32 protein-coding genes, 1 tRNA gene and 1 pseudogene are annotated in these 26,719 nt (G+C 48.7%); 20 read left to right on the forward strand and 14 right to left on the reverse strand.

All coding sequences use genetic code 11. From position 1 onward, the window contains the following. The first annotated feature begins 123 nt into the window (after positions 1–123). The gene (locus tag MJ768_RS08780) at positions 124–588 is read left to right on the forward strand and encodes an MEKHLA domain-containing protein (protein ID WP_239290499.1); all 465 of its coding nucleotides are present in this window, start codon (positions 124–126) and stop codon (positions 586–588) included. A 316-nt stretch (positions 589–904) separates the two neighbouring features. Then, positions 905–1,279: a hypothetical protein gene (locus MJ768_RS08785; protein WP_239290501.1), complete on the forward strand. Its 375-nt coding sequence runs from the start codon at positions 905–907 to the stop codon at positions 1,277–1,279. Positions 1,280–1,561: 282 nt separating this feature from the next. On the opposite strand, the gene MJ768_RS08790 is transcribed toward MJ768_RS08785, so the two are convergent. From MJ768_RS08790 to MJ768_RS15420, 5 genes are all read right to left on the reverse strand, one after another. Beyond that, positions 1,562–1,990: a DUF3293 domain-containing protein gene (locus MJ768_RS08790; RefSeq protein WP_239290503.1), complete on the reverse strand. Its 429-nt coding sequence runs from the start codon at positions 1,988–1,990 to the stop codon at positions 1,562–1,564. 397 nt (positions 1,991–2,387) lie between these two features. Continuing rightward, positions 2,388–2,747 (reverse strand): DUF1428 domain-containing protein, encoded by a 360-nt coding sequence (locus MJ768_RS08795; RefSeq protein WP_239290505.1) that lies wholly within the window; start codon positions 2,745–2,747, stop codon positions 2,388–2,390. A gap of 273 nt (positions 2,748–3,020) precedes the next feature. Then, positions 3,021–3,371 (reverse strand): PepSY domain-containing protein, encoded by a 351-nt coding sequence (locus MJ768_RS08800; protein ID WP_239290517.1) that lies wholly within the window; start codon positions 3,369–3,371, stop codon positions 3,021–3,023. Between the two features lie 301 nt (positions 3,372–3,672). After that, entirely contained in the window at positions 3,673–4,707 is a 1,035-nt protein-coding gene (locus MJ768_RS08805; RefSeq protein WP_239290519.1) for an IS630 family transposase, read from the reverse strand. A gap of 181 nt (positions 4,708–4,888) precedes the next feature. Next, the gene (locus MJ768_RS15420; RefSeq protein ID WP_445082984.1) at positions 4,889–5,119 is read right to left on the reverse strand and encodes a hypothetical protein; all 231 of its coding nucleotides are present in this window, start codon (positions 5,117–5,119) and stop codon (positions 4,889–4,891) included. 297 nt (positions 5,120–5,416) lie between these two features. Between MJ768_RS15420 and MJ768_RS08815 the strand changes: the two genes are divergently transcribed. After that, positions 5,417–5,755 (forward strand): hypothetical protein, encoded by a 339-nt coding sequence (locus MJ768_RS08815; RefSeq protein ID WP_239290521.1) that lies wholly within the window; start codon positions 5,417–5,419, stop codon positions 5,753–5,755. A 97-nt stretch (positions 5,756–5,852) separates the two neighbouring features. Further along, positions 5,853–6,677, forward strand: a complete 825-nt coding sequence (locus MJ768_RS08820) for an alpha/beta fold hydrolase (protein WP_239290523.1) — start codon at positions 5,853–5,855, stop codon at positions 6,675–6,677. A 279-nt stretch (positions 6,678–6,956) separates the two neighbouring features. Here the strand turns inward: MJ768_RS08820 and MJ768_RS08825 are convergent, their stop codons facing one another. Beyond that, a complete protein-coding gene (locus MJ768_RS08825) occupies positions 6,957–7,181 on the reverse strand; it encodes a hypothetical protein (protein WP_239290525.1) in 225 nt (74 codons plus the stop codon). A gap of 99 nt (positions 7,182–7,280) precedes the next feature. Further along, positions 7,281–7,556 (reverse strand): hypothetical protein, encoded by a 276-nt coding sequence (locus MJ768_RS08830; RefSeq protein WP_239290527.1) that lies wholly within the window; start codon positions 7,554–7,556, stop codon positions 7,281–7,283. Positions 7,557–7,732: 176 nt separating this feature from the next. Here MJ768_RS08830 and MJ768_RS08835 point away from each other — a divergent pair, with 176 nt between their 5' ends. The 8 genes from MJ768_RS08835 to MJ768_RS08870 all read left to right on the forward strand — a co-directional run bounded on the left by MJ768_RS08835 (position 7,733) and on the right by MJ768_RS08870 (position 14,104). Further along, the gene (locus tag MJ768_RS08835; RefSeq protein ID WP_239290529.1) at positions 7,733–8,200 is read left to right on the forward strand and encodes a DUF1993 domain-containing protein; all 468 of its coding nucleotides are present in this window, start codon (positions 7,733–7,735) and stop codon (positions 8,198–8,200) included. 405 nt (positions 8,201–8,605) lie between these two features. Next, positions 8,606–8,845, forward strand: a complete 240-nt coding sequence (locus tag MJ768_RS08840) for a hypothetical protein (protein ID WP_239290531.1) — start codon at positions 8,606–8,608, stop codon at positions 8,843–8,845. Positions 8,846–9,059: 214 nt separating this feature from the next. Beyond that, on the forward strand, positions 9,060–9,800 hold the full coding sequence (locus MJ768_RS15235; protein ID WP_320415728.1) for a glycine zipper family protein: 741 nt from the start codon (positions 9,060–9,062) through the stop codon (positions 9,798–9,800). A 581-nt stretch (positions 9,801–10,381) separates the two neighbouring features. Beyond that, entirely contained in the window at positions 10,382–10,807 is a 426-nt protein-coding gene (locus MJ768_RS08850; protein ID WP_239290533.1) for a DUF1924 domain-containing protein, read from the forward strand. A gap of 14 nt (positions 10,808–10,821) precedes the next feature. After that, the gene (locus MJ768_RS08855; protein WP_239290535.1) at positions 10,822–11,340 is read left to right on the forward strand and encodes a diheme cytochrome c; all 519 of its coding nucleotides are present in this window, start codon (positions 10,822–10,824) and stop codon (positions 11,338–11,340) included. A 12-nt stretch (positions 11,341–11,352) separates the two neighbouring features. After that, the gene (locus MJ768_RS08860; protein WP_239290537.1) at positions 11,353–12,018 is read left to right on the forward strand and encodes a cytochrome b/b6 domain-containing protein; all 666 of its coding nucleotides are present in this window, start codon (positions 11,353–11,355) and stop codon (positions 12,016–12,018) included. Positions 12,019–12,090: 72 nt separating this feature from the next. Further along, positions 12,091–12,771 (forward strand): response regulator, encoded by a 681-nt coding sequence (locus MJ768_RS08865; RefSeq protein WP_239290539.1) that lies wholly within the window; start codon positions 12,091–12,093, stop codon positions 12,769–12,771. Between the two features lies 1 nt (position 12,772). After that, the gene (locus tag MJ768_RS08870; protein WP_239290541.1) at positions 12,773–14,104 is read left to right on the forward strand and encodes an ATP-binding protein; all 1,332 of its coding nucleotides are present in this window, start codon (positions 12,773–12,775) and stop codon (positions 14,102–14,104) included. Between the two features lie 86 nt (positions 14,105–14,190). On the opposite strand, the gene ligD is transcribed toward MJ768_RS08870, so the two are convergent. Then, complete coding sequence (ligD, locus tag MJ768_RS08875; protein ID WP_239290543.1) at positions 14,191–16,707, reverse strand: DNA ligase D; 2,517 nt, start codon at positions 16,705–16,707, stop codon at positions 14,191–14,193. Between the two features lie 414 nt (positions 16,708–17,121). On the opposite strand from ligD, the gene MJ768_RS08880 reads away from it, so the two are divergent. The 4 genes and pseudogenes from MJ768_RS08880 to MJ768_RS08900 form a co-directional block, all read left to right on the forward strand. Next, on the forward strand, positions 17,122–17,616 hold the full coding sequence (locus tag MJ768_RS08880) for a Cache 3/Cache 2 fusion domain-containing protein (protein WP_239290545.1): 495 nt from the start codon (positions 17,122–17,124) through the stop codon (positions 17,614–17,616). A 197-nt stretch (positions 17,617–17,813) separates the two neighbouring features. Next, on the forward strand, positions 17,814–18,200 hold the full coding sequence (locus tag MJ768_RS08885) for a DUF4372 domain-containing protein (RefSeq protein WP_239290547.1): 387 nt from the start codon (positions 17,814–17,816) through the stop codon (positions 18,198–18,200). Positions 18,201–18,268: 68 nt separating this feature from the next. Next, complete coding sequence (locus MJ768_RS08890; RefSeq protein WP_239290549.1) at positions 18,269–18,490, forward strand: hypothetical protein; 222 nt, start codon at positions 18,269–18,271, stop codon at positions 18,488–18,490. Positions 18,491–18,651: 161 nt separating this feature from the next. Next, positions 18,652–18,990, forward strand: a pseudogene (locus MJ768_RS08900) (transposase); the annotation flags it as partial. A 2-nt stretch (positions 18,991–18,992) separates the two neighbouring features. Here the strand turns inward: MJ768_RS08900 and MJ768_RS08905 are convergent. Then, on the reverse strand, positions 18,993–19,409 hold the full coding sequence (locus MJ768_RS08905) for a thermonuclease family protein (protein ID WP_239290551.1): 417 nt from the start codon (positions 19,407–19,409) through the stop codon (positions 18,993–18,995). A 106-nt stretch (positions 19,410–19,515) separates the two neighbouring features. Here MJ768_RS08905 and MJ768_RS08910 point away from each other — a divergent pair, with 106 nt between their 5' ends. Together MJ768_RS08910 and MJ768_RS08915 are read left to right on the forward strand one after the other, a co-directional pair. Then, positions 19,516–19,686, forward strand: a complete 171-nt coding sequence (locus tag MJ768_RS08910; RefSeq protein ID WP_239290561.1) for a hypothetical protein — start codon at positions 19,516–19,518, stop codon at positions 19,684–19,686. 116 nt (positions 19,687–19,802) lie between these two features. Then, positions 19,803–20,129 (forward strand): hypothetical protein, encoded by a 327-nt coding sequence (locus tag MJ768_RS08915; protein WP_239290563.1) that lies wholly within the window; start codon positions 19,803–19,805, stop codon positions 20,127–20,129. Positions 20,130–20,410: 281 nt separating this feature from the next. Here MJ768_RS08915 and MJ768_RS08920 read toward each other — a convergent pair. Further along, positions 20,411–20,486 (reverse strand) — tRNA-Lys (locus tag MJ768_RS08920). 353 nt (positions 20,487–20,839) lie between these two features. Here MJ768_RS08920 and MJ768_RS08925 point away from each other — a divergent pair. Next, entirely contained in the window at positions 20,840–21,247 is a 408-nt protein-coding gene (locus MJ768_RS08925) for an RNA-binding S4 domain-containing protein (RefSeq protein ID WP_239290565.1), read from the forward strand. 125 nt (positions 21,248–21,372) lie between these two features. Here the strand turns inward: MJ768_RS08925 and MJ768_RS08930 are convergent, their stop codons facing one another. Genes MJ768_RS08930 through MJ768_RS08945 form a run of 4 tightly spaced genes read right to left on the reverse strand, consistent with a single transcriptional unit; the run spans position 21,373 to position 24,881 of the window. Continuing rightward, on the reverse strand, positions 21,373–22,050 hold the full coding sequence (locus tag MJ768_RS08930) for an ABC-type transport auxiliary lipoprotein family protein (protein ID WP_239290567.1): 678 nt from the start codon (positions 22,048–22,050) through the stop codon (positions 21,373–21,375). Continuing rightward, positions 22,047–22,982 carry an MlaD family protein gene (locus tag MJ768_RS08935; protein ID WP_239290569.1) on the reverse strand — a complete coding sequence of 312 codons (936 nt, stop codon included), beginning with the start codon at positions 22,980–22,982 and terminating at the stop codon, positions 22,047–22,049. The genes MJ768_RS08930 and MJ768_RS08935 overlap by 4 nt, the downstream gene beginning before the upstream one ends. Beyond that, complete coding sequence (locus MJ768_RS08940) at positions 22,967–23,758, reverse strand: ABC transporter ATP-binding protein (protein ID WP_239290579.1); 792 nt, start codon at positions 23,756–23,758, stop codon at positions 22,967–22,969. The genes MJ768_RS08935 and MJ768_RS08940 overlap by 16 nt, the downstream gene beginning before the upstream one ends. A 1-nt stretch (position 23,759) precedes the next feature. Next, positions 23,760–24,881 (reverse strand): ABC transporter permease, encoded by a 1,122-nt coding sequence (locus MJ768_RS08945; protein ID WP_239290589.1) that lies wholly within the window; start codon positions 24,879–24,881, stop codon positions 23,760–23,762. Between the two features lie 780 nt (positions 24,882–25,661). On the opposite strand from MJ768_RS08945, the gene MJ768_RS08950 reads away from it, so the two are divergent. After that, the gene (locus MJ768_RS08950) at positions 25,662–26,591 is read left to right on the forward strand and encodes an SEL1-like repeat protein (RefSeq protein ID WP_239290591.1); all 930 of its coding nucleotides are present in this window, start codon (positions 25,662–25,664) and stop codon (positions 26,589–26,591) included. Positions 26,592–26,719 lie beyond the last annotated feature (128 nt).

A 26,719-nucleotide genomic window follows, 5' to 3' on the forward strand; every position in this document is an offset into this window, starting at 1 on the left:
AGCTCGCCACCTAAATTCACTTACAAAAGTTGCACTTCAGAGTTGAATCCGCCTCGTAAAACGATGAGCTATACTAAGTCATTAGCTGTTGCACCTCGAACTTGAATCTGCCTATAGTTGTCTATGACATACGAAAATAAATTAACCTTCCTAACCCATCATGTTGAAATCCTGCGCTCCAGCTATCAACACTGGACTGGGATACCCAATTTTGATAGCGGCATCAGTCAAGAAAATGCTGTTGAGGCACTTTTTTTGGCGCCATTTGCGGTTCTTTCCCACGGCATCGGGGTAGACCCAATATTCAATTATGGTAACCAGCGAGCGCTGGATATGTTCGAAATGAGCTGGGAGGCGTTTACTGTCCTGCCATCACGCCTATCGGCTGAAACAGTAAATCAAAAAGAGAGGGTTAAGCTGCTGGATGCAGTTACCAGACATGGATACATCAATAACTATTCTGGTATCCGTATCTCGAAGTCCGGTCGGCGTTTCATGATCCGTGACGCCACAGTATGGAATTTGATGACACCAGATGGTCAGTTTTATGGCCAAGCTGCACTCATCCGAGACTGGGAACACCTTTAATTTCTACGATGGCACCGTTAAATACTTCACAGGCTTTCTCTCAAATCGCTCCTATTAGGTAGTTGATTCGCAATAACGAGGCAGCAGATTTTTATCGTTATGCTACAAGAGGTACTGCCTTTTACGGGTAGCGTCGAAAATACTCACAGTCCGATGGAATGCTGATTAGAAACTGCGACCATTGAAATTCATGAATACCTTCATTAACAAGAAATATTTTTTAACTTTAAACATTCTAGACCGATAACAAGTTCGTGGATATCGAACTTGAATCCACTTAATTAAAACTTAGACAATTAAGGTGCGAGGATTGGATATGGATAGCAAAATTACATTTATCAAAACCAGCAAGGGTGAGGAAGAAAGTAAAAGGATAACTAATTATTTATCCAATGATATCAAGCGTGCATTCTGTTTAATTGATAACAGGTCCACTGTGAAAGAGCTGATGAAACGGGCTGCGCCCAGCTTACGTGAATCGCTTAAATATATGCTACAGGAACTGATCAATGGAGGCTTTATTCAAGACAAAGACAAGGTGGATTGCATTGCTAATATTGCGATTCCACGCGATAGACGTGTGAATAGTGCTGACAAGATTCATATTGGCCGAGATCGGCGGAAGGCGACACCGTTACGACTTAGTGAGTGCCAGATAAGCTCACAGAAACAGAAAATACGGCCTGGTTAATTAATGCAACAAAACCATAGTGACGACAAACGGTCGTATATCGGCCACTCTCGTGGCGATCGAGCTTGAGCGTCTGCCATAAAATAGTACGATTAGTCATTCCCACGAAGGCTGGAACCCAAATGTTCTAATCAATCTATTTTGATGGCTAACTCTATAATTTTTCCGCCGTTGGCTACCATGATGGAGAAGTGCACCCGTCTTCTGCCCAACGACCAACAATTATTTCAACGATTCCAAACATTTCATTATTAGCAGCATGCACTAACCGACCAAATTCAATTACTTCAGCAGAACTAGCTGTGGCAGAGCATCGGAGCCGCACCAGACAATGGCGTTTTGTTCGTACTCTTTTCCAAGAGCTTTGGCAGCCTCAAGTGAAAGGCCAAGAATCAGATAACTTGCCTCACCAGGCCAGTCACCTAAAGGATGCTTGCCTTCTCCTTGAAAAAATTTCAGACCACGGCGTTGAAGTTCTAGACCCAGTTCATTATGCCGGTCCGCGTTGGCTGCAGCGCTCAAGCTCTTGCTGTACGGATTGCAAGCCGTGATGTAGGCACACGAATCCACCTTGTTGGATATATATAGGCGAGATAGTGACTCGTTGTGCTTGGCAATACGCAGGACAAAAGACTGTTCACCGGTAACCCGGTACTCAGTCTCGCGGTATGCCTGAATCGTTTCTGGCTGAATTACTGATTCTGAAAACAAAAAATCCTTCCTCTGCTGGGTGGCTGACGCATATCGCGTTTGGTTGGCACCTCAGTAATCGACAATATCTTCAGGCGCTTAAATAGGATGCGTTTCAGGCATCGTCAAATTAAAAAATTAAAGGGGCAAGAGTTAAAGGCGCCAGGCACGGATTATTCACGAATATTCATGGTGCTTGTAATCATAATCCCAATTCCCCTTGTTCTACGTCGCGCGCTGGGGTGCGAAAAGCGCGCGAACCAGCAGCCAGCCTAGGAGAGGCATCCTGGTATTACTTCGCCATTAACCTTAGCTTGGTCTTTTCACAGGCAACCAATTAAGCAATGATGAGAGGTGCGCCAATTTGTGCACTAGACCTGTCAGTACACTTCTCCAGCCAAGTTCACTTCGTATCTTTTTAAAGATCAACCAATACCTCAAACCCACCATAAATCAATCGCTTTCCATCAAAGGGCATGGAGGCTGGTTTCATCATGTCGCTCATGCGTGGATCTTTCATTACTTTGTCATTAACCTCGTCGCGGTGGGCGCGCGATTCATACACGATCCAGGAGAAAATGACGGTTTCGTCGGCTTCGAGATTCACACTTTGCGGGAACGAAGTAAGCTTGCCAGGCTTCACGTCCTCAGCAATACACTCGCGGTATTGCAGCGCGCCATGCTCGCGCCAGATCGCGCCGCATTTACTGGCAACTTCACGGTAAGCCTCTATATTCTTTTTTGGAAGCGGCAAAACGAAACCATCGACATAGGCCATTACATTCTCCTTAACAAATAAATCTTTTGAACGGACGGTGCATGTGCTGCTTGTTTCGGTCAACTTGGCATGAACCGAACTGGAGCCGAACTTAAACTGTTAAAAATTGCACTGTTTTACTGAAATTTTAATCAAAAACAACAAATTATGAATAACGTCTACCGAGCGGGTACTGAACTATTCACGGACTTGCCGCCGTTCTAGTGGAACCGAAGTTGCAGGGTGGCCCAGAGAAGTCTGCTCGGAGTATTGGATGGGGTCCGTTTATAGGTATTACCTCTTCTCTTCTTTTTCGCCTTCCTTCTTGTCTTTCTTCTCTTCCTGGTCTTTTATTACATCACCAGTAGCGGCATCACATTTAACTTCCCATTTTTTTTCGTCTTTACCCTGGACCTCAACTTCAAATATGAACTTATCATCTTTATTTTCAAATTCCACCTCGATTACACCGCCAGGATGTTTCTCTAGTGCAGTTTTAATACATTGATTCATATTTTTATTGTGTTCATCGAAGTTGTTGATCTTTATATTTAATTTAGCCTCTGATCCTTGATCAGAATAGACTGGTGCGACACCTAGTCCCAATCCACTTAAAACAACTATTACGCTCATCAGTTTTTTCATTGTCAGTTTCCTCGTGATTTAGCAAAAATTTAAATGCTCTCCATTTTTAGGCAGGAGTATGGGAGTACTCAAAAGCTACCAATAAACATAGTTAAATATTTGCACTCATAGTCAAAATGGGGAGCGCTCAAATATTAAATTTTTTCACTTCAGGTCATCTGTGCGGTATCGAACTCATATCTTTAAAAAGCTTATTTCTTAGGAGGTCAGTGCCATGCGTGTTGCCAAGCCAATCCAGTTGAGTTCCGACGATGATCGCCGCCTACGAATTCTTTCCTATTGACTCGGCCATTAAATAGTTTCAAGCGGCATATTTTACGCGTGGGTCTTGAAAGTAAGAAGTGACGCGTCTTGGGTTGCTCTCCAGCATCGTCATATGATCGTTGGCAGCGGCACGCAATTTTTCCTTGGTACGCACCTGCACTTTCGATCCGATAGCCTGCTTCAGGTCTGAATTTAACCGCTCTTCCGGATTCAATTCCGGACTGTAGCTGGGCAAATAAAAGCATTCGATTTTTTCCTTGTTTTTTTCCAGCCAAGCCTTCATGGGTTTGCTGTGGTGCACTCTCAAATTATCCAGAATCAAGAACACTTTTCTCCCCGCATCCTTGATCAGTAGTTCGAGGAATTCAATGAGTCGCTCCGAGTCGAAATTCCCGTCGATAATCTGCCAACGTGCACAGCCTTTGTTGGTTACAGTGGCAATCATCGACAGCCGCTGCCGCGTACCGGGTGCATAGGCCACCGGCGTCTTTCCCTTAGGCGCAAAACCACGCCCGCGTACATCGGTATTAACCAGTGCCGTCTCATCACCCCAGTGAATTTCTCCGCCCTCGGTACGGGCACGCCTGGCAATCTCCGGATACTGCTCGTCGAGCCATTGCTTTACCGCCTCAGGTCGCTGTTCGTAAGCTTTCTTGATCGGCTTTTGCGGTGTAAATCCCCAACGTTTGAGATAATGTCCCACCGTCCGGATCGGCATGGAAATAGGGCACTCCTGCTTGATTAACTGACTTACCGCAGCACGATTCCACAACGCAAAATCCATTTTCATCTGCTCAGGGCGCTTCTCGCAAATGAACCGTTGCAATAACCGCTCTTGTTCTTCCGTCAGGCTGCGGTTCTCACCTGTACGACGGCCTCGCTTACCAGGTTTTATTCCAGCCACGCCGCCTGTTTCATAGAGTCGTATGATCTTCCTTACAGCAGGGTAGCTCAACTCCGAAACTTGAGCTATTTGCGTGGGGCTGCCACCACGCTTATGTAGTCGGATGACTTGCCTGCGGCGTTCATGCAGTGCTTCGTCTTTGAGGGTTCTTGCATCTATTTTTTCCATGCAACTATGGCATGCAAAATCACCAAAAGCTCAAACTATTTAATGGCCGGATCTATAGCGCAAACGTGTTGAAGCGCGCGTTCAAATTCGCAGTTGCATCGTGCTGTAAGCTGCGGCCGGGATGACGGACAAGGACATCGCGCAGAAGCTTGACATACTAGAGCACGTGCACCTTGGCTGCTCACTTTGGCACCAGCGCTTCTGCCGTCGCCCGCATCTGGCGCCCCATGGACTCAAGCCGCATCGGGTCGAGTCTTTCAAACGTTCTAACGATACACATTTTATTGAAAAACTTGAGGGCATCGTTGGCCTGTACTTGATCCGCCCGAGCACGAACATCAAAGACAAACGCATTCGTCGTGCATAACGCCAAACCGAAGCCGTTTATCTGTACAACAAAGGCCAGCAACATGCTCGCCACGGTCACCCGCGCTCGTACTACCTTGAATAAATACACTTCTGATTGACGCACTACACTAGCGCACGGCCTACTCCCGAAATTCTGCGTATAAGTCCTTCTTGGTATCCGTTGGATCTCAGCCCTCCGTTTCAGTATTTTACAAAAACGTCGAACCCCATTTTTCCAGCCTACCTCAAACAAACATAATGTACGCCACCGTACAGACGTAATTACTTTTCCTGATTAAATTTGAAAAAGCATGAAGCGAACTTATTTCAAATTTATATAGCGGCGAAGGCGGGTGCTAACGTGAAGATTGTGGTGCCCAAGGTAGGTGGCACGAAACTTGCCGATGGCTCGATGCTGGTGGCTAATGGACAACTGGCTGCTACGCCTTCTGTGTTATTCGACGCAGTCGCCATCATTCTCTCCGACGAAGGCGCAAAAGCACTGTCAATGGATGGCGCCACGATCGGTTTCGTACAAGATGCTTTCGGTCGTCTCAAGGCAATGGCCCTTGACAAAGGCGGTCAGGCGCTTTTGAAAATAGCGAATATCGGACAAGACGCGGGCATCATGGATTCCAACGACAAGGACGCATTTATTGCTGCGGCAAAGACGCCAATGGGATCGGGACAAGTCTGTTAAGAAATTGACATAGCATACGGTTGTACAACGTCTGAAAGCTGGCGTTAGACGTACACGAGAGGTCGGCGACCTCCACTAATAAACAAGGAGACTAACAATGAACACTATCACGACGAAAGACGGTACGCGGATCTATTACAAGGACTGGGGCACAGGACAGCCTGTAGTATTCAGTCACGGCTGGCCCCTCAGTGCGGATAGCTGGGAGGCTCAGATGCTCTTCTTGGCCTCCAGCGGCTATCGTTGCATTGCCCATGACCGTCGCGGTCATGGCCGGTCGAGTCAGCCCTGGACTGGCAATGAGATGGATACCTATGCTGACGATCTCTCGGAGCTCATTGAAGCGCTCGATCTAAAGAGCGTCGTCCTGATCGGCTTCTCTGCGGGTGGCGGCGAAGTTGCCCGCTATATCGGGCGCCACGGCACGAAACGGCTAGCCAAGGCTGCGTTGATCTCAGCAGTCCCGCCGCTAATGCTGAAGACAGCAGCCAATCCCGCCGGCTTGCCGATTGAGAAATTTAACGAAATTCGCCAAGGCTCTATCGCCGACCGCTCGCAGCTCTATAAGGATATCGCCAGCGGCCCTTTCTTCGGAGCCAACAGACCTGGCGCCAAGGTTTCGCAGGGCATGATTGATTCGTTCTGGCTCCAAGGAATGCAGGCCGGTCACAAGAATACCTTCGATTGCATCAAGGCGTTCTCCGAGACGGATTTTACCGAAGACCTCAAAAAGTTCGACGTGCCAACTCTGATCCTTCATGGCGACGACGACCAGATCGTACCGATCGGTGCCGCAGCTCTCTGCTCATCGAAACTTGTCAAGAACGCTACCCTGAAGATCTACACGGGCGCACCCCACGGGCTCGCTGACACACACAAAGATCAACTCAACGCTGATCTGCTGGCATTCATCAAAACATAAGATCGCTTTGCCTGTGCCTGTTTGGCTGGCTTGGGGCAAGTGCTAGCCGCACGGCCTTACTTTATCGACAGTCCGGGTCCGGGCTGTGTTCGGATCCAGTGTGCAGTTTAAGTCACTTGCTTTCCATACTTTCTGCACCGTTGCGTTGCTGATACCCATCAACTTCACCGGCATGCGCGAATTCAAATGCGTTGCGTCTTCTGACTCGTTTGGATCGTCAATCATACAAACCCGGCAACATCAATTTTCAACTTGCGACCGCACCGTGGCAGATCGGATTCAATGGCGGTCATGGTTGTGGCCATGACGCGGCTCGATGCGATATATTTCAACTGTTCTCTGCGGAGCATGGCGTGACAACCAGATCGTGCGGCATACTCGTGTGCTCAAGCTCAGAGGGGGTGGCTCACCTGGCAAACGCCATTCGATACCGTGATCTTCGAGCAGCGCGATCAGGCGGGCGTTTTCGCCTTGCAGTGCGGCCAATTGATCGCGTTCAATCATCGGCCCCCATACTCGGCAAGCAGTTCCTCCATGACATCGCCGACGCAGTAGCCGAAGTTGTGGCTGATCCGGCGGACCTCATTCAGGCGTGCCCAGAATTCAGGCTTCTGAACCTCCGGCACGCTGGCGATGGCTTTCAATGCCTTGCTCAAACATCCGCACCAGCGCGTCGAAGTAGCCCTCATCCTGTAGGCCGACATCATTGCTGAACCGCGCTGCCCGTTCGCAATAGAACACCATCAGTTCGGCCAGCTCTTCCGTTTGGCCGATGGCTTTCTTGTAATCGGCGATAGGCTTTTTTGTCTTGGCGACAGAGGTGTCCTGATTCTTGAACACATCGGGCCACAGCCAGCGGTTGATGGTGGTTTCAGGCAAGTCAGTTTCATCGTGCGTACCTTTTCAGCCGCGACCAGCGCTATCTCACAGAATGTATATGCTCACCCTATTCGAGAAGATGCCCTTGCAGCAAGCGTTTCCGGGTGGCGACTACATTCCACCAGAGGGCGTGCCTCACAACCAGATGAATCTATTCACATTTTAACCGGACAGCAGTGACTTTAAGTAACTTAAGGGCTATATTAGAAAAAGTTGGCGCGTATGCTGACGTTAGAAAGATTGCCCCCTCGGTTCTAGTAGATGCTCGGCTCTACCCAGATATGCTTCCGCTTTCACGCCAGGTTCAGATTGCATCAGACATTGCCAAGAGTGGCGCTTGCCGCCTTGCAGGAGTTGAGCCGCCAAAATATGAAGACAACGAATCCACTTTCCCAGAGTTAGTGGCACGACTAGACAAGACGATTGCCTTGCTTGAAACCTTCAAGCCCGAACAAATTGATGGCACGGAGGATAAAACCATCAACCTGCCTTTGCACGACAGGACACTCACCTTTAAAGGTTTGCCCTACTTGCTCGATTCCGTGCTGCCCAATGTCTATTTTCATGTAACTACCGCCTACGCAATCTTGCGTCATAACGGTGTGGAGATCGGCAAACAGGATTTTTTAGGAAAGTTTGAATAGCCTAAAAGGCTAGACTTAGCCACCAAACATGTTAAGCAGCATCCAATAATTATTACTTCCGACATCCATTTTTACCAGGATTATAAATATAAAATCCGCGCACTTGGTCAACGGTCATTGAAGTCATGCGTTTTAGAAAGAAGATGATCTGAATTTTTCGAGTCACTCCAGAATTGTTCGGAACTAAGTATTTATTTTTTGTCTCCGTCTACTAGTTAAAATGCTTTATGGGACCAGATCGGAATTGCTTCTCAAGTCTATCGGATAGTAGTTATAATTCAACAAATTAGATTGTTACATATGCTAAATTGAGGAGTACGGAAATAATGAAGACATCGAGAATAAGCCTGTCTTTAAGTTTAGTCACGATCCTTTTGGTGGGAACGTCGACCAGCGAGGCAGTGTTTGCAGCAGGCGGATGGCATGGTGGTGGACGCGGCGGTGGTGGCTGGTACAGTGGCGGTGGATGGCGTGGAGGCGGTGGTTGGCACGGAGGTGGGCGCGTGGGCATATATCTCGGCGCGCCGATTGGTTTTAACTTTGGATATTACCCGTACCCATACTACGGAGCACCGTACTATGGGTCGCCCTATTATTATTCGCCGGCGCCCGTTTATTACCCTCCGGTGCAGCCTGCGCCGGTAATTTACACCGAACGAAGGGATGACCCACAGATAAGAACACAGGTAGCGCCGAGAAATTCGTCGCAAAATGTTCAGGCCTCTTGGTGGTATTACTGCGTCGATTCAAATGCCTACTATCCGTATGTTAATAAATGTCCAGGAGGTTGGCTGCGAGTCGCACCGCAACCTGCACCCGATTCAGATGACCAACCCGCTGCAAATAGAGTACCTTCGCCATGACCCATAAATTACAACTCTCTTCCGTGCTAGTGGCAATCCTCGTGCTGAGCGCTTGTACGTCGATACCAACTGGTCCGGGTATGCTTGCGCTGCCGGGCACGGGAAAAAGCTTTAACCAGTTCCGATTTGACGATGCCGATTGCAGGCAATATGCCAGCGCTCAGGTCGGTGGCCGCACGGCAAATGAAGCAGCGGCCGATAGTGGTGTGCGAAGCGCAGTGGTTGGAACTGCAGTTGGTGCCACAGCGGGCGCATTGTTAGGCGGACACAGTGGCGCTGGCGTGGGCGCCGGATCTGGATTGCTCATTGGTTCCATGGTAGGAGTGGGCACTGGTGAAAGTTCAGGACTCAGCCTTCAGCAGCGTTATGACTTTGCTTATCACCAATGCATGTATGCGAAAGGCCATCGTGTCCCGGTATCGGGCCGCTTGGAACATTCGCGGCAACCTGTCAGAAATAGCAATTATGCACCTCCACCAGCTCTTAGCGGAATTCCATCGTTGCCTTCTGCTGGTGCTTTCGTGCCTCCGCCGCCTCCCCGCGGGACTCCGCCTCCACCTCCTCCTGATATTTACACACCACCGATGACTCCTGAAGACATTCCGCAACTAATGCCTCCTGACGATATTCTGCCACTAACGACTCCTGACGACACATTACCACTAATGCCTTCTGATGATTTTCAGCCACCGATGCCTCCAAGCGGCAATCCGCCATCGCCACCTCCCGATGCTTAAATATTAATGTTGTCCCCGAGAGCATCGGGCTTCTAAATACATAGCCTGGTATTAAGATATGCCAGGAACGCAGCAGTCCAACGATCTGCGTCAGCCCCTGTTTCAGCAGCGTGTCAAGGTATCTGTTCCATCCTAGCCCTCCATTTCCAGCATTTTGCAGGAACGTCGAACTCAATTTTTTTCATCCTACCTCTGTCGAACTTAGAAGCCCAAAAACGAAATGTTCGCAAATGAGGATGAGTCCACATCTCAGACATTCAAACACTTCCACTTGGAAATCATAATATTGATTCCAAGTGTCTATTTTTTTAAAACCCTTCAAAAATATTTGTTCTTAAGGGCGCCTCTAAAATTCAAGTTTCTAAGCAAGACAAGGCACGAGTAAAAAATTTTAGCGCTGCATATAGTTGATATGTGAGCGATAATTTTTTTCGAGTAACGCCGTATTGTGACGAAACGGGGTAAGCAGGCAAGTCGCAAAGCGGCTGCTCGCAAAATTGGATTTTAGAGGTGCCCTTAAGCAATCCTTAAGCTTGGTCTTTTATGCTACGCACCTCTTAATGCAATAAAGGAGGTTAAAAATGTTCCGCGAATTTAATGTCACGCTGGTTTTAGCGCTGGTGGCTGTCGCCGGGTTAATTTCAGGCCCAGCTTTCGCGCAAACGCCTGAAGAGGCGCTGGCTTCCATTCAAAGCGATGCGGCAAAGGCTACTTCGGGTTTCAAGGGGTTTTCAGCTGCGCGCGGGGAGAGTTTTTTCAAGACAAGACACGGCAATGAATGGAGCTGCGCCTCCTGCCATACAGAAAATCCGGCTACACCAGGCAAGCATGCGAAGACCGGCAAAGTCATACAGCCGTTTGCGCCATCTGCCAATGCAGAGCGATTCACTGACCCGGGCAAGGTAGCAAAATGGTTCAAGCGCAACTGTAACGACGTGCTTGATCGCGTCTGCACTCCGCAGGAAAAAGGCGATGTACTTACTTATCTGTTAACCGTTAAAAAATAATCAAGGAGATTGATATGTCGAAATGTTATAAAAATTTTCCACGTAGACTTGTTGCGGCCTTGCTGGTGATGGGTGTGACAATATCCATCGCACAGGCAGGTGATCGCGCTGAAAAATTCAGCGGCGAAAATCGCGGCAAACCAGTTCAACCTGCACAAATTAACGCAAAATTTCAGCAGGAATGTTCTACCTGCCACATCGCATATTCGCCGGGATTGCTGCCTGCTACATCTTGGCGCAAGGTCATGAGCGGTCTAGATAAACACTTCGGTTCGGATGCTTCGCTGACAGATCAGGAAAACAAGGAGATCACCACTTTTCTGGTTAACAATGCTTCCAACCGCTGGAGTGCGTCGACAGCGCCATTGCGGATCACTGAGACTGCCTGGTTTAAGCACAAGCACGATAGCCACGAAATTCCCCAAGCTATTTGGAAAAATCCGAAGGTGAAGAGCCCGGCTAATTGTGCGGCCTGCCACCAACAGGCGGATCGGGGTGATTTCAGTGAACGTAATATAAAAATTCCCAAGTAAAAGGAGATCATCATGAGTCAACGTATTTTGGTTTGGGATGTGCCGACGCGGGTTTTCCATTGGCTGCTGGTGCTGTCATTCAGCGGCGCGTTTTTAACTGCTGAGACGGAGCGTTACCGCGATATCCATGTGGTGCTCGGCTACACCCTGCTAGGCTTAATCGCGTTCAGGTTGCTGTGGGGATTTTTCGGCACGCGTTATGCAAAATTCCGCTCTTTTGTGTTCAAACCCGACGAAATTGTTGCTTATTTGTTATCTCTGCTCAAGGGCAAACCCCCGCATTATGTGGGACACAATCCGGCGGGAAGTGTGGCGATCTGGCTGCTACTGACTCTGGGTATCTTGTCCGGTGTGACCGGGGTGATATTGTTTCAAGACATCGGTGGCTTTGTGATGGAGGGGTTGCATGAGGTCACATCCAATGCCATGCTGGCTATAGTATTTATCCACATAGCCGGGGTGGTGGTGAACAGCTTAATGCACCGCGAGAATCTGGTGCGCTCCATGGTAACCGGTTTCAAATCCGCAGAGCCAAATGAAGGCATCCGTCGCTCATATCTCTGGCTGGGTGTCATAATGCTGGTCGGTGTTGTGACATTCTGGGCTGGTTACCCAGCAACCGGACTGGTGACAACAAGTGAGAAAGTGGCACAAGCCGGGCAACACAGCAATGACTGAAAATTGTCACTTGTTTGCGAGCAATAATTTAAAACAAAATCGCAAGTTCTGCGCCATTGTTTAGGTGAAAAAATGCGCATATTGGTGGTCGAAGACGATGCCCTGCTGGGCGATGCGATCCAGGCTGGTTTGAGACAATCCGGCTATGCCGTGGACTGGATGAAAGACGGGGCCTCGGCAGAGCAGGCACTCACTACTGAGCCCTACGCGGCAGTGGTTCTGGATTTGGGGCTGCCGCGTCTTTCCGGATTGGAAGTGCTGCACCGTCTGCGCAGCCGAAATATCCAAACAAATGCCCAGACACCCGTGTTGATTTTGACCGCGATGGATACGGTGGATGACCGCATCAAAGGGCTGGATACCGGTGCAGATGATTACATGGTCAAGCCATTTGACATGGGGGAGTTGGCGGCTCGCTTGCGCGCACTGGTGCGCCGCGCCAGCGGGAAGACTGCCCCGTTACTGCAGGTTTCCGGGGTCAAACTTGATCCTGCTGCTCATTGTGTGCTGTACCAGGACAAACCGGTTGAGCTTTCGGCCAAGGAATTCGCGTTGTTGCACGCCCTGATGCTCAACTCGGGAAAAGTGCTTTCACGCGCCCGACTTGAAGAACAGCTTTATGCTTGGGGCGATGAGGTCGAAAGCAATACGGTGGAAGTGCATATCCATCATCTGCGCCGCAAGCTTTTCCCTGAACTGATCGAAACCATACGCGGCGTGGGTTACCTGATGCCGCGCGACAAGGCAATCTGAAATGTGGCGACGCGCATCGCTTAAACAGCGGCTGCTTGTTTTGGCGCTGACGGCGATCACACTGGTCTGGCTCGGCGCGACTGCATTTACCTACCATAATGCGCGCAAGGAGTTCGACGAGGTGCTAGATGCACACCTGGCGCAGGCGGCTACGCTTCTGGTTGTCCAAGCATCGCATGATCTTGACGAACTTGAAACAGAACATGCGCCCCTGCCGCACAAGTACGCCCGCCGGGTCGCGTTTCAGGTATGGGATAAAGGACACCAGCTCCGCCTGCATTCCGCCAACGCTCCGCAACAACCTTTGGCCAACGAGGAGCGCGGCTTCAGCGACCATACCATCGACGGGCACCGCTGGCGCGTATTCAGCACATGGAATGAATCCGCCGAATATCTGATCCAGGTGGCGGAACGCGCCGATATGCGCGACGAGCTGGCGCGCGGCATCGCTGGCAATCTGCTCAAACCGCTGTTTATTTCGTTGCCGTTGCTGGCAATTCTGCTATGGATCGCGGTTGCGCGAGGCTTGCGCCCGCTAGACAAGCTGACCCGCGAAGTCGAACAGCGCGAGCCTGACAACCTTGCCGCGCTGGATGCGTCATCCGCCCCGCGCGAAGTGGTGCCGCTGATCGAACGGCTCAACCGGCTATTCACACGCATCGAAGCTTCCATGCAAAAAGAGCGGCGCTTTACCGCAGACGCCGCGCATGAGTTGCGCACCCCGGTGGCCGCGATCAAGGCGCAAGCGCAGGTGGCCAGAGCGGCTTGCAGCGAAGCGGAGCGCACCCATGCGCTCGACAACGCGATTCTCGGTTGTGACCGAGCTGCCCATCTGATCGATCAATTGCTGACCCTTGCCCGCATCGACACCTTGGGCAATGACGTGACTGAAGTCTGCCAACTCAGAGTTGTTGCCGCTGAGGTAATCGCCGCAATCGCCCCGGCTGCACTGAGCCAACACGTACGACTAGAATTGACAGAAGGCACCGAAGTGGAGGTGCGCTGCAACCCGATATTACTGCGAATCCTATTGCGCAATTTGATTGACAATGCCGTGCGTCACACACAGCCGGGAACGTCGGTTTGGGTCAGCATCACCCATCAGCAAGGGCTGACTTGTCTGTCGGTGAATGACAATGGGCCCGGCATCCCGGAAGCGGAACTGACAAGGGTCTCGGAAAGGTTCTATCGCCCCATTGGCACAAGTGCCAGCGGTAGTGGTTTGGGGCTATCTATCGTCAATCGTATCGCCGAGATTCATGGTGCTTCTCTGCGAATCGCACCACAGAATGAAGGGAAAGGGCTGAGCGTAACGGTAATCTTCAAACCATGATGTTGGGCTGGAATGACTGGGTTGTCCGTTGGAATATTTTGTGTCTCTGCGTATAGAAAATTTAATCTGATGTCAGATTCACCTTATTATTTACGCATCTTAGGCTTAACTCCCAAGGTCTTCAATGCGGATAATATAGACTGAGGGCTGGCGTCATAGCCTGCCCATGGAGCATTCCCTTTATCCAGACGACTGTGAATATTTGATACAGTCCAGTGAGCACTACCTGTAAGCGATTCGAGTTCTTCCCAGGCTACAGGCACGCTAACTCCCATGCCCGGACGAGCGCGAGCTGACCAGGCCGACACAGTAGTAGCCCTAAAACCGTTACGTATGTAATCAATAAAGATTTTTCCAACACGATTATCGGGCCTACTCTTAGATACAAAGCGCTGCGGTAGGGTTGCAGCCAGATGTTTAACAATGGTGTGAGAGAAATCCTTAACGGTTCCCCAGTCGCTCAGTTGTTTGATGGGTACTACCACGTGCAAGCCTTTGCTCCCGCTGGTTTTTAGAAAAGAATGCAGACCAATCTCATTAAGAAACACGCGGACAAGCTGCGCTGATTCTTGCATGATATTCCATGTCACTCCCTCACCAGGATCAAGATCAAATATCATCCTGTCAGGTTTGCCAATAGCATCCTTTGTAGCGTTCCAGGTGTGAAACTCAATCACATTCATTTGAGCTGCAGACAGAATCCCCTCAGCGGTCGAAATTTCAAGTAATGCCGCATGCTCAGGGTCAAGGTCAGCGTCAAGCTGTTTGACTCCTGGCATGCTGTTTTTTTCCAAATGTTTTTGGAAAAAAAGTTGGCCTGTGACGCCAGCAGGTGCGCGTACCAAAGAAACTGGCCGCCCCCTCAGATGTTCCAAGATTAAAGGAGTAACCAGATTGTAGTAGCGTATGAGGTCAATTTTCGTCAATCCACTGGATGAATCTATGACGCGGCCAGGGTTCGTGACATGTAAAGAGGCTTGAAGCGAAGTCAGCCTTACAGGCTTTGCGGAAATGGAATGCACAGGTTTTTCACGAATAATGGCCTTGGCATTTTTGTCAGCTCTGAGGCTATGGAAAACAGAGTGACGAATGTGGCCACTCTTCGTCCACTCACCAAATGAAACTTCAGCCACTAGTGTTGGCATGACCCAGTGTGCCTTATAATCGATTTGAGTAGCATTGCTAAATGGGCTGCGGTCGGCAGGAATGCTATCCAGCTTCGCCTTCAAATCTCTGAGAGACTTTTCATCAAATCCAGTGCCCACATTGCCAGTGTATTGCAACTCTTCATTTTCATCATATACACCAAGCAGCAGTGAGCCGATAAGCAATCGGGAGCCTTGCGGGTCCGTATAGCCACCAATAACAAATTCTTGTCGCTGGTTGCACTTCAGTTTTATCCAATCAGTTGACCGGCCTGAGACGTAAGTGGACCCTTTACGTTTGCCGATGACACCTTCCAATCCCAGATGACATGCTGCAGCAACAATATCGTCTGGTGGCGCAGCAAAAACATCACTGAAACGTATCTGTTCTGGTGTTGGATTTTCAAATAGTGTTTTCAGTAGTGCTCTACGCTCGATCAAGGGGACCGATCTTAAGTCACGCCCGCCATAGAATGGCAGGTCAAAAAGGTAGTAAATAACACTTTGAGTCCTGGAGCTATCAAAGGCACCTTGCAAAGCTTGAAAATCAGGAATTCCCTTCTCATTGAGTATTACGATTTCGCCATCAAGCCAACCTGGCTTTAAATCCATTTCAGCTATGGCCTTTACCAACATTGGTAACTTATGCGACCAATCATTCCCGTTACGCGTGAATAGCTGAATATTCTTGCCATTTATCCTGGTCAACATCCTGTATCCATCAAATTTTATTTCATATATCCATTCAGCCGAGTCATTTGGTGGTTCATCTACGAGTGTTGCAAGTTGAGGCTGAAGCATCAGCGGTAGCTCCGCTTTACCGCCTTTTTCGGAAATGCCCGAAATTATTTTTTTTTTGGACGCTGGTAATTCCTCAGCTAGCTTTTCAACCTTTTGGGTTTCGGACACAAATTTGGCAACGCTGTCAGGCATTTCATCCACAACGCTGAATTCACTTGAGGGACGAACATACTCATCTTTTTCTTTGATAAGCAACCATGACTCTTGCTTTTCCCGATTATTTTTCATGCGGACCAGCGCCCAAAGGCCATGTAGCTTAAATCCACGCAGCTCAAATTTGAGTTTGCCCTCCAGGTAATTTTTCCGGGGATCTTCAAGTGGAATCCACGTTCCCTTGTCCCAAATGATGACCTTGCCTGCGCCATATTGCCCCGCTGGAATCTCCCCTTCAAAGCTGTTATATGAAATAGGATGATCCTCAACATGGATTGCCATGCGCTTGTCTCTGGAATCAAAGCTGGGTCCCTTGGGAATAGCCCAACTTTTCATCGTCCCGTCAAGTTCAAGCCTGAAATCGTAATGCAGACGAGTGGCCCAGTGTTTTTGAACAACAAACGAAAGAGCTTTCTCATTAGCTTGACCGCCTTCAGCGGGTTCAGAAGTTATAGAGAAATTGCGTTTGGTTTTATAGGTCTTAAGTGGATCTAGCTTTACCATGTTCTCTAACGTTTAGGGCGTACGTGATTTATACCTTGCTATCGAATTGGTCAATACCTTTTTGCTGTAGTATTGCGAGTTTTTGATTTGTCCGGTTTTGTAGCGCTTGTGTCGGTTTCATATCGCCCTCCTAAGGCAATATGACAACCGGACAGATTGCGCGCTACAAAACCGGACAGATCAAAAACTCGCAACAGATATTTCTATTTAGCGTTGACAATTAATGAAATGATACTTTCAAAAATACTGAATCTTGAGTATTCTAAAAAAAGTAAATATAAAAATATCAATAATGTATATGTTATTTTAATTAGAATGCTTATTAAATGTATATTTGTTAATATTAATATTTAAAATGCAATAATTGTCAATTCATTTATTTGAATCAAAATTATTTAAAAAGGACAATTTTTTATGAAAAAAACAATTTTTTTTACAACATTAATGTTTATGGCCACTGCGTTTATGGCCACCGCGAGTACAAATGACCCCAGAAAAACAGTTGATGAGCTTAAAGCAAAATTTACAAAAATGGGCGAACCTAGAATAGAAGGCGTAGAAAAATCTGGAAATATAATTGCTCCAGTCATTTATTTCGGTAAACAAAAAATAAACAATAATTTTAGTGTGGTTGATGAAATTAAAAAGTCGTCTGGTGCATATTCTACTGTCTTTGTTAAAGATGGCGTCGAATTTATTCGGGTTAGTACAAACGTATTAACGCCTAAAGGAGTTCGCGGGGTTGGAACTAAACTTGCTCACAACAAGGCTTATGACGCAGTAATCAAGGGTGAAGCATATTGTGGGGATATCGATATTTTAGGTAATTCTTTCTACACTTGTTATGATCCAATTAAAGATAAAGAGGGAAAAGTTATCGGTATATACCTTATTGGATTTAAAAAATAATTATGAACCTTAAAGAAAGACGCGTTAGAATTTAAATTCGCCCAAACATAAGGAATATTACTGCTGTCCGGTTAAACGAGAGGGCGAACCGCTGAAAGCCATGAAGGACGCTGGATTCCAAGCGACGAAGGGTGGTGTCGGTTTGAACGGCGCAAGGCGGTTCTGGCAGTCTTCCGGTTTTTCTCCCGGAGGCTGCCATGAATACTGGCAAGACGCTGTTCGCCCAACTGATGGATTTTCTGCCTTGGACCACATTTACCCGAATCGTCGAGCGACATGGTGGCAACCGCTACGTGAAATTGCTGGCATGTACTGATCAATTCCGCGTGATGGCTTTTGCGCAACTGACTTACCACGAGAGTCTGCGCGATATCGAAGTCTGCCTTTCGGCGCAGGCTGCCAAGCTCTACCACATGGGATTCCGGCATGAGATCAAACGCTCGACGCTGGCCGATACAAACGAAACGCGGGATTGGCGCATCTATTCCGAATTTATCCAGTGCTTGATCGTGCAGGCGCGCAAGCTCTACATTGGCGACAGCTTCGGCATCGAGTTGGAGAACACGGCCTACGCTCTGGATTAGACCACCATCGACCTGTGTCTGTCTCTCTTCCCTGGGCGTTGTTTCGCACGACTAAATCGACGGTGAAAATGCATACATTGCTCGACTTGCGCTGCAACATCCCCGGCTTCATTCACATCTCGGACGGCAAGCTGGGCGACGTAAATATCCTCGATGTGCTGGTACTGGAACCCGGAGCGATCAGACACACGCCTTCTTTGTCACCCGCGCCAAGTCGAACACCCGCCTTCGGCGCGTCTATTCGGCACCCGTGGATCGCAGCACGGGAATCGTCTGCGATCAGACCATAGCACTGACCGGCACTACCAGCCGCAAGGATTATCCAGAACATCTGCATCGTATCTGATTCAAGGATACCGAGACGGGCAAGACACTGGTGTTTCTCACCAACAACTTCACCTTTCCGGCAGCCACCATCTGCGCGCTCTACAAGCGTCGCTGGCAAGTGGAACGTGCACGTCTGGTTTGGAGCTACGTAGAGCAGCAGAACCTCAAAGGCATGTATGACGCCATCAAAGCACGACAAGGTAGTGCCGGGCGCAGCGCGATTGCGCCGGAGATAGTGTTTGCCTTGTGGCTTTATGCCACTCTCGATCATGTTGGCAACGCACGCGAACTGGCACGATTGGCTTTGGCGCATGACGCCTATCGCTGGATTTGCGGCGGAGTGCAAGTCAACTACCACACGCTGTCAGACTTCCGTGTTGACCACGGCACGATGCTCGACGAACTGCTCACCGACAACGTGGCCGCTTTGATGGTCGTGGGTGTCGTCAAACTCAAGTGTGTCCCCTAACGCTTCGATTTACGTTGATGCCGCCAGTCCCACGGTGTGGTGGGGTCAGAATCAATCCATAATCCCTGCTTTTCTGTACGTGCTTGTTCCTCAGCCTGAGCATAGATTGTGCGGTCTTCTACGGATTGCTCTTTATGGTATTTCTTGTAGTGCCAAGCTAGAACCGCTTTGACCTGCTGAAGATTGGCATCTGTACCATCCACCAATATCTTGCCCACAGTGCGACCATATTTGTCCTGCTTGCTGTATTCAACCGTCACCTGATTATTGAACACCAGAGAGGAAAGATGCTCTTTGGACTTGTTACCGAATGCCTGCATCTTTTCGGGGGAATCAATACCCATTAGGCGGATTTTCCATTGAGTGTTGGTGGCATCCAATACAGGCACAGTATCGCCATCAGCAATGCCCATAATGCGTCCGTATAGTGTGTCTGCGGTAAGACGTATTAGCAAATATTAGAAAGGCTGCCAGGAGCAGAATTCGGATAAAGTTCGATTTCATTTTTGGAGAACCGTTATGACCGATTTGGTGGAGCTTGCACACTACTACAATCTTGCTAACCAGTTAATTGAAAAAGCGAGTAAGCAGGACATTGCCGAGACCGCAAGACTGTTGGCAGTGAATCTAGCGCATTACAAAATGAAATATGGTGAACTGCCGTTGGACGAAACTCTCGCCATGTATTGATATGGATAAATCCAACTCTGAGCAAACCCAAATGTTGGTGAACGGTATCGAGGTCCTTATTGGTGTGCTGGGGAATATCGTTATGGGTATCGGACAAGAAAAACACTGACTAAAAAATGTCCCGCCGCATCCACTATCACGTATATGTTATTGAGTTGTCCAAGGACGTGCTGTACGAAGGCAAGTTCAAGAAATGCAACCCCGGCTACATCTCAGGCAAGTCTTGCGTATATGTCGGCATGACGGGATTAGACCCTGATGTGCGCTTCGATAAACACAAGGCAGGTATCCAGTCTAACAGGTACGTCAAACAATATGGATTACGGTTGTTGCCTGACCTCTACGAAGGATTTAATCCAATGTCCTATGAAGAGGCTTGTGACAAGGAAATAGAGTTAGGGATTGATTTGCGGAGTGCAGGGTTTGGAGTTTGGCAAGCGTAAGAGGCGCGAAATTAAAGGAGTAACCCTCTTTATCATCAAACTCAGGGAATAATCGCCTCAACGTGCAAATAACACGTCTATGAGTCAATCTAATGGGATTCATCCTCTTACGTTTTCAATATCAGTCGTTTTTGCCAATCCCAAGGCCATGAATTCTGTGACAGCAATTTAAAATCCATGGGAGGTCTTCAGCATTCACTTGAAAATCCTACGCTGACCCTACACAGGCTAGAATTTAAAAAATAAAAAAGGCCCGCATCGCTGTAGGCCTTTGTTTTTATTGGTGGGTTGTGTGTGACTCGAACACACGACCAACGGATTAAGAGTCCGATGCTCTACCAACTGAGCTAACAACCCAAAAGATAAATCTGAGGAGCGAATTGTAGGCAGACTGGTGAAATTGTCAAATTTTTTTCTGTTAAAAATCCTGTTCTTGGTGAATTGTTGTGCCGGGTTATTGTGCTATGTTATAGTTTTTATCGAATAACTATTTCTTTTGGCGCAGCCAAAAAAGTAATGGGCGGAACACTATGCAGCATAGATTTTCTAATGGTCCCAATAAGAAATCCTATAATAAAATTGATCTATACCTACATCGGTTTGGTATATTGAAGGAAATAAGCCTAATGGAAATTTTGGTTAAGAACTAATTTATTGCTTGGAACGCTGTCCTAGCTTTCTATCCATCACAACTTTAATTTATCTAAATTATGAATACCGTTGACGAAAAAGACGATAACGCCAAGTTTCGCATAGACAAATGGTTATGGGCTGCACGTTTCTTCAAAACACGATCTTTATCCGTAGATGCTTTAGAGTGCGGTAAGGTTTTATGCAATGGCGTGCGTGTTAAGCCAGCAAAATCGGTAGCAGTAGGCGATATGCTTTCTATCCGCATTGGGCCATATCAATTTGTAGTAGAGATATTAGCTCTGTCCAGCAAACGAGGACCAGCTCCCCAAGCGCAGATGCTTTACAGTGAAACGGAAGAAAGTCTCCTGCGAAGGAAAGCTCTGTCTGATGAATTAAAAGCACAGCCGATGCCCACTTTTCTCAGAGGGAGGCCGACCAAACGCGACCGAAGAGAAATTGAGAAGCTGAAGGGTAGTGTTTGGTAATATTCACGTTGAGTACTTGGTAAAGATCCTGTTTGCTCATGGCATTATTCTTGTTCTAAATTGAAAATACATATTTCATCTTCTATATTCCCAGCGTTTGATCAGCCAGCTGATGCGTTATATATTTATCTGGACTCCCCGGTTGTGCTGCGTATGCTGGTTACTTTTTCGGCACAGAAGGTAGCCAGCTCTGCAAGCACGGTACTTACCGCTTGATTGGCAGCCACTACGCCGCCATAGGGATCTTCACTGGTAGCGACAACGAGTGCATCGAACTCACGCGATGCTAGCACTCGACGGGTTGCGCTGTTTACGATGTAGGCGCGCAGAGTGAAACGAACCCGACTAGGCTGACTCAGGAACTCATGTTGTAACCGCACAACCTCGGTGTCTAGTCTTAGTTCACCGGCTGCTGGGCTGGGCATTTGAATTACGGCACGAAACGCCCTGCTGTGCTCAATAGCGGTGACAATTAGCGGCACTAGCATGCGCGCCGGCGTATCGACCCATTCGCTATATGCATAGTATTCCGGTTTGTGAGGTTTGCGTACATAGATGATGCGTTGGCTATCGAAACCTGCTGCCGCGCGCGTTGGACTGATAATTAATGTAGGCGCTGAGGCTGGTGCCGGCAACAAGGGTCGTACAACGGTTCGCACATTGTCGAGCGAGTAAAAAGTGGGTTGGGGGAGGTGTTCCGGACGCAGAGCAGCGCAGCCGCAGACTAGTGTAAGCATTAGACACATGGCGCTGAGTTGGCACCAGTGTGCAAAAGAAATTCTGTGCATGACTGTTTTAGTCATTTTTTAGATTCTCCCGGTCCTGTTGGCACTGGCTTGTGACCAAATATAAAACCACTAGGATTACGTTCGGTCTGCTCGCTTAGTCGCCGCAGGGAGGTAGTCAGAACGTTTATTTCGCCGAGCAGCCGTTCTACTTCCGGCAGTGTTTCCGCAGTGAAATGCTTCATGTCTGCGCCAATAGCGTCAACAGTTTTTCTTATAGTAGCACTGGCAAGTGCTGTTTCGTTTCCCATTTTTTCAAGGGCGTCAGCGCTGCGGCTGATGCGCGCGATCACCGGTCCGAGCTGCGCTGTTACACGAGCACTGTTGTCGAAAGTACGCGCGGCGCTGACAATGCCCGTATCAAGCGTATCCTTGTGCATTTCGAGTGTGTGCGCTACGGCCGCGATATCGGCAAGCGCGCTTTTGATCGCTGCCTGATTCTCCGCGCTGAGTATCGCATTGACATTGGTTGAAGTACTGTCAAGCTTGGCCAGCACTGAAATAAGCACATTTTCCAGACGAGTGCTGAGTGATGGCTTGGTGTGAATCACCGGATATTCACCTTTCACTGCTGCGCGCAATGGGGGCGATGTTGCCACGCCTCCAGTAAGCTCGATAAAGGCTATGCCAGTCAAACCTTGCGTCTTGAGCATCGCTACAGTATCAACTTTGATCGGTGTGCCGCGCTCAATTGCGAGTGTAAGTTGCACATGATTTGGGTTGCCTGGATCGAGCCGAATTTCTCGAACCTTGCCGATCTCAACGCCACTGTATTTGACCGGAGCATTAAGATTAAGACCGGATACCGATTCGTTGACAAATGCCAGATAAAGGTCGTATTTTTTCTGGAACGCACCACCCGTGCCGAGCCATATTGCGCCGACGATGGATACCGCGGCAAGGACGAGTACGAATAGACCAACCGCAACATAGTTTACTTTGTTTTCCATGGCTGCTTATGCTCACGTTGTCCAACTTTGCCTCGCGGGCCTTCAAAAAACTGCCGGACGGCGGGATTATCCACGTGCGAAAGCTCTTCCATTGAGCCGACGCCCTGCACTTTGCCTTCACCTAGGACTGCAACGCGGTCAGTCACCTGCCATAATAAGTCAAGGTCGTGCGTGATCATAACGATGGTCAAGTCGTATAGGTCACGTAGCTTGAGTACCAACTTGTCGACGTCGCTTGCGCTGGCCGGGTCGAGGCCAGACGTCGGTTCGTCAAGAAACAGCAACTCAGGATCAAGCGCGAGTGCGCGCGCGAGCGATGCCCGCTTGAGCATGCCACCGCTCAACTCGGCCGGATACTGCATTGCAGTTTCCGGCGCGAGGCCAATTAGCGCCAATTTAAAAGCTGCAATATCATCAATCAGTGCGTCACCAAGATCGGTATGCTCGCGTAGCGGCAAGCCGATATTTTCCAGCACGTTAAGCGAGCTGAATAAACCGCCGTGCTGGAACATTACGCCCAAGCGCTGGCGTAGCGCGAGTGCTGCATCCTCTCCGAGCGACTGAATATCTTCACCAAACACTTTAATTGTGCCGGAATCTGGGCGCTGTAACAGAATCATTTCGCGCAGTAAAGTCGACTTGCCGGAGCCTATGCCGCCGACAATCGCGAAGATCTCCGCGCGGCGTATTTCAAGGTCGAGGCCGGCATGCACGACGTGATTACCGAAACGTGTCGATACGTTGTAGACCTCGATCACTGCAGTGTCTCTTAGCATGTCAGAGGCCCATCAAGCTGAATATAACTGAGAATAACGCATCGGTGACAATTACCAGAAAGATTGCCTGCACGACGCTGTGCGTTGCCTGTCGGCCGACGCTGTCGCCCCCACCCTTTGTGCGGAAACCCTGAAAACAACCAACCATTGTGATAATAGCCGCGAACACCGGCGCCTTGCCGAAGCCGATTAAATAGTCGGAGAGATCAACGTTGTTGACGAAGCGGTCTAAAAAATCCTCATAGCTGACGCCAAGCTGCGCACGCGCCGTGATCATGCCACCGAATACACCAAGTACGTCGGCATATACGGTTAGGAGTGGCAGCGCGATTAGCAATGCGAATACCTTTGGAATCACCAACAGATCCAGCGGCGGAATACCAATAGTGCGCATCGCGTCGATCTCTTCGGTCACGACCATCGTGCCGATCTGTGCGGCGTAGGCCGAGCCAGAGCGTCCGGCAACGATGATGGCCGTGATCAGCGGCGCAAATTCGCGCAACACCGACAAGCCTACAAGATCAACTACGAATATGTTGGCGCCATAACGCCGGAGTTGACTGGCAACCTGATAAGCAATGACGACTCCCACCAGAAAGGACAGCAAGCCGATAATGGGCAGCGCGCTGAAGCCAGCGCTATAAATATTGTGAAGGATTGGGCGCCAGCGTAAGCGGGTGGGCTGCCTGAGGATGCCTGTAACTGCGACCGCGCTTTCTCCAACGAAACTTAACAACGCGAAAATTTCTTCCAGAATCGCTGCAACGCTTCGGCCAAGTTGTTCAAGCGCGGGGCGGCGCGAAATTTTTATTTTCGGTGTGTCAGAGTATTGCGAAACCAATTCCAGCAACTTTGTGAACTCGGGGCGCCAGCCGCGCAGGCTCAGCGCAATGCCTTGGCCGCGTAGTCGTTGCATCAGCCGATGCAATATACACATACCTGCGGTATCTAATGCTTCAATGCGCATACCGTCAATGATGATTTCCGTATTGTTAGCAACGGGCAATACGTCGAGATGCTGGCCAAGGGTACCTATCCCGCGCGCAGTCCAACACCCTGACAATGCGAGTTCGTGCAAGGTCGGCTGAGAGATAGCTGCGGGCGTTAACTGCGGCGGGTTCATAAAAGACCTTCACAAGACTGAAAAGCTAATCCACATTCAATTGGCAAGCTGGTAGAGAATGCGTTGCAAATAGGGTATGGAACGTGGTTGGTATGGAGTCTCAGCGCGATTATCAAGGTTCGTGCTTTCATCACTTATAGATGCGGGAATATTGCTCGTAAGCATTTTTGTATAAATCATAAATCTCGCGAATTTCATAGCGCATTTTCATCTCCAGCCAATGAAATATTTGTGGAACTATTTCATGTCCCCCAAGCACCCCGCAAATCTAAAAGTCGGCGTATTAATAAAAAACTGTATATTTTTATAATCAATCAAAAACTGCGAAAAATCGGTGCGCTATCGTACATAGCAAGCGAGGGTGTCGCCGTGAGCAGTTAAAATAACCATTAGATTCAGGCGGGGGACGATTTTTAATCGATCAGAGAAAAGGATGGAGGATGGTGTGTTGCCAATCGGCTAGACGCTCGGTTTGCGGTGCAGTTTGAAGCCCGTTCCTCAATCCTCCGTCATCACCAAGGTCTGTAGTTTTATTGCCGTTTACCTTGTTCGTTTTTCAGATTATCTTTGACGCATTAAATGTGGAGAGGGTGAACTTAATCAACATGGCCTTAACATGATTTTATCCTGATTTCAGGATAGGTCTTTTAGCGCAATCGTTTAATATAATGGAATAATATTCTGGAAGAAAGGTGCGCTACAATACCGCAATTGTTCATTTTGCTTCACGTTGAATTCAAGGAAAAAAATTATGCGTCTATTAATGGGAAGGGTAATTTCATGGCAGCACTGACACCTCAAGATTTCGCAAAAGACTTTGAGGATGGGATGAAATTTGTCGACCGCAAGGACTATATCAAAGCTGCTGAATCATTAAAAAAAGCTGCGGAGCATGGACATGTGGAAGCGCAATTTTATCTGGCAGGTATGTATGCCGATGGTCAAGGGGTTAAGAAGGACTACCAACAGGCTATGCATTGGTATCGTAAGGTCGCAGATCAGGGTTTTGCGGAGGCACAATTCAATTTGGGAGTGATGTATTACAAAGGCCAGGGCGTTACACAAGACTACGAGCAGGCTGTGCATTGGTATAACAAGGCTGTAGAGAAAGGAGACGCATTGGCGCAATACACGCTAGGTCTCATGTACGAAAAAGGCCAAGGCGTTACCCAGGACTACAAGCAGGCAGTGTCTTGGTATGGCAAGGCCGCAGAGCAGGGGATTGCGCAGGCACAATACAAACTGGGCGTTATGTACGAAGAGGGCAACGGCGTTGTTCAGGATGACGAGCAGGCTGTGTTCTGGTATAGCAAGGCAGCAGAGCAGGGCGTCGTACACGCGCAATTTAAACTGGGGTTCATGTATGACAACGGCATAGGCGTTCCTCAGGATACTCAGCAAGCTGTGTTTTGGTGGAACAAGGCTGCAGAACAGGGTGATGTGGAAGCCCAAAACAATCTGGGAGTCATGTACGACATGGGTTTGGGAGTTCCCCGGGACTACATCGAAGCCCATAAGTGGTTCAATATTGCTGGCGCAGGTGGTAAGTGGTTTAAAGTTGCTGGTGAATGGGTCAATAATATCGCTGGCATGGGCGATGATGCAGATATAGGAAGCGGGCTGGGGATTGTGGAATCATTCATGACGCCAGCAGAAATTGCCGAAGCTCAGCGACGTGCCAGTGAGTGGATGAAGAAACATAAAAAATAATACGTTATTTCAACGAACCCAATATCCGGGCTTCAAGGAACCCTTCCAAGCCATCAATACAGATGATGAATTGATCGCGAGCCACGCGTTTGCCGTCAGTCCCGGCATGAATTCATAACCCGCTTCAC

The organism is Candidatus Nitrotoga sp. 1052, assembly GCF_927312905.1.
GTDB lineage: Bacteria > Pseudomonadota > Gammaproteobacteria > Burkholderiales > Gallionellaceae > Nitrotoga.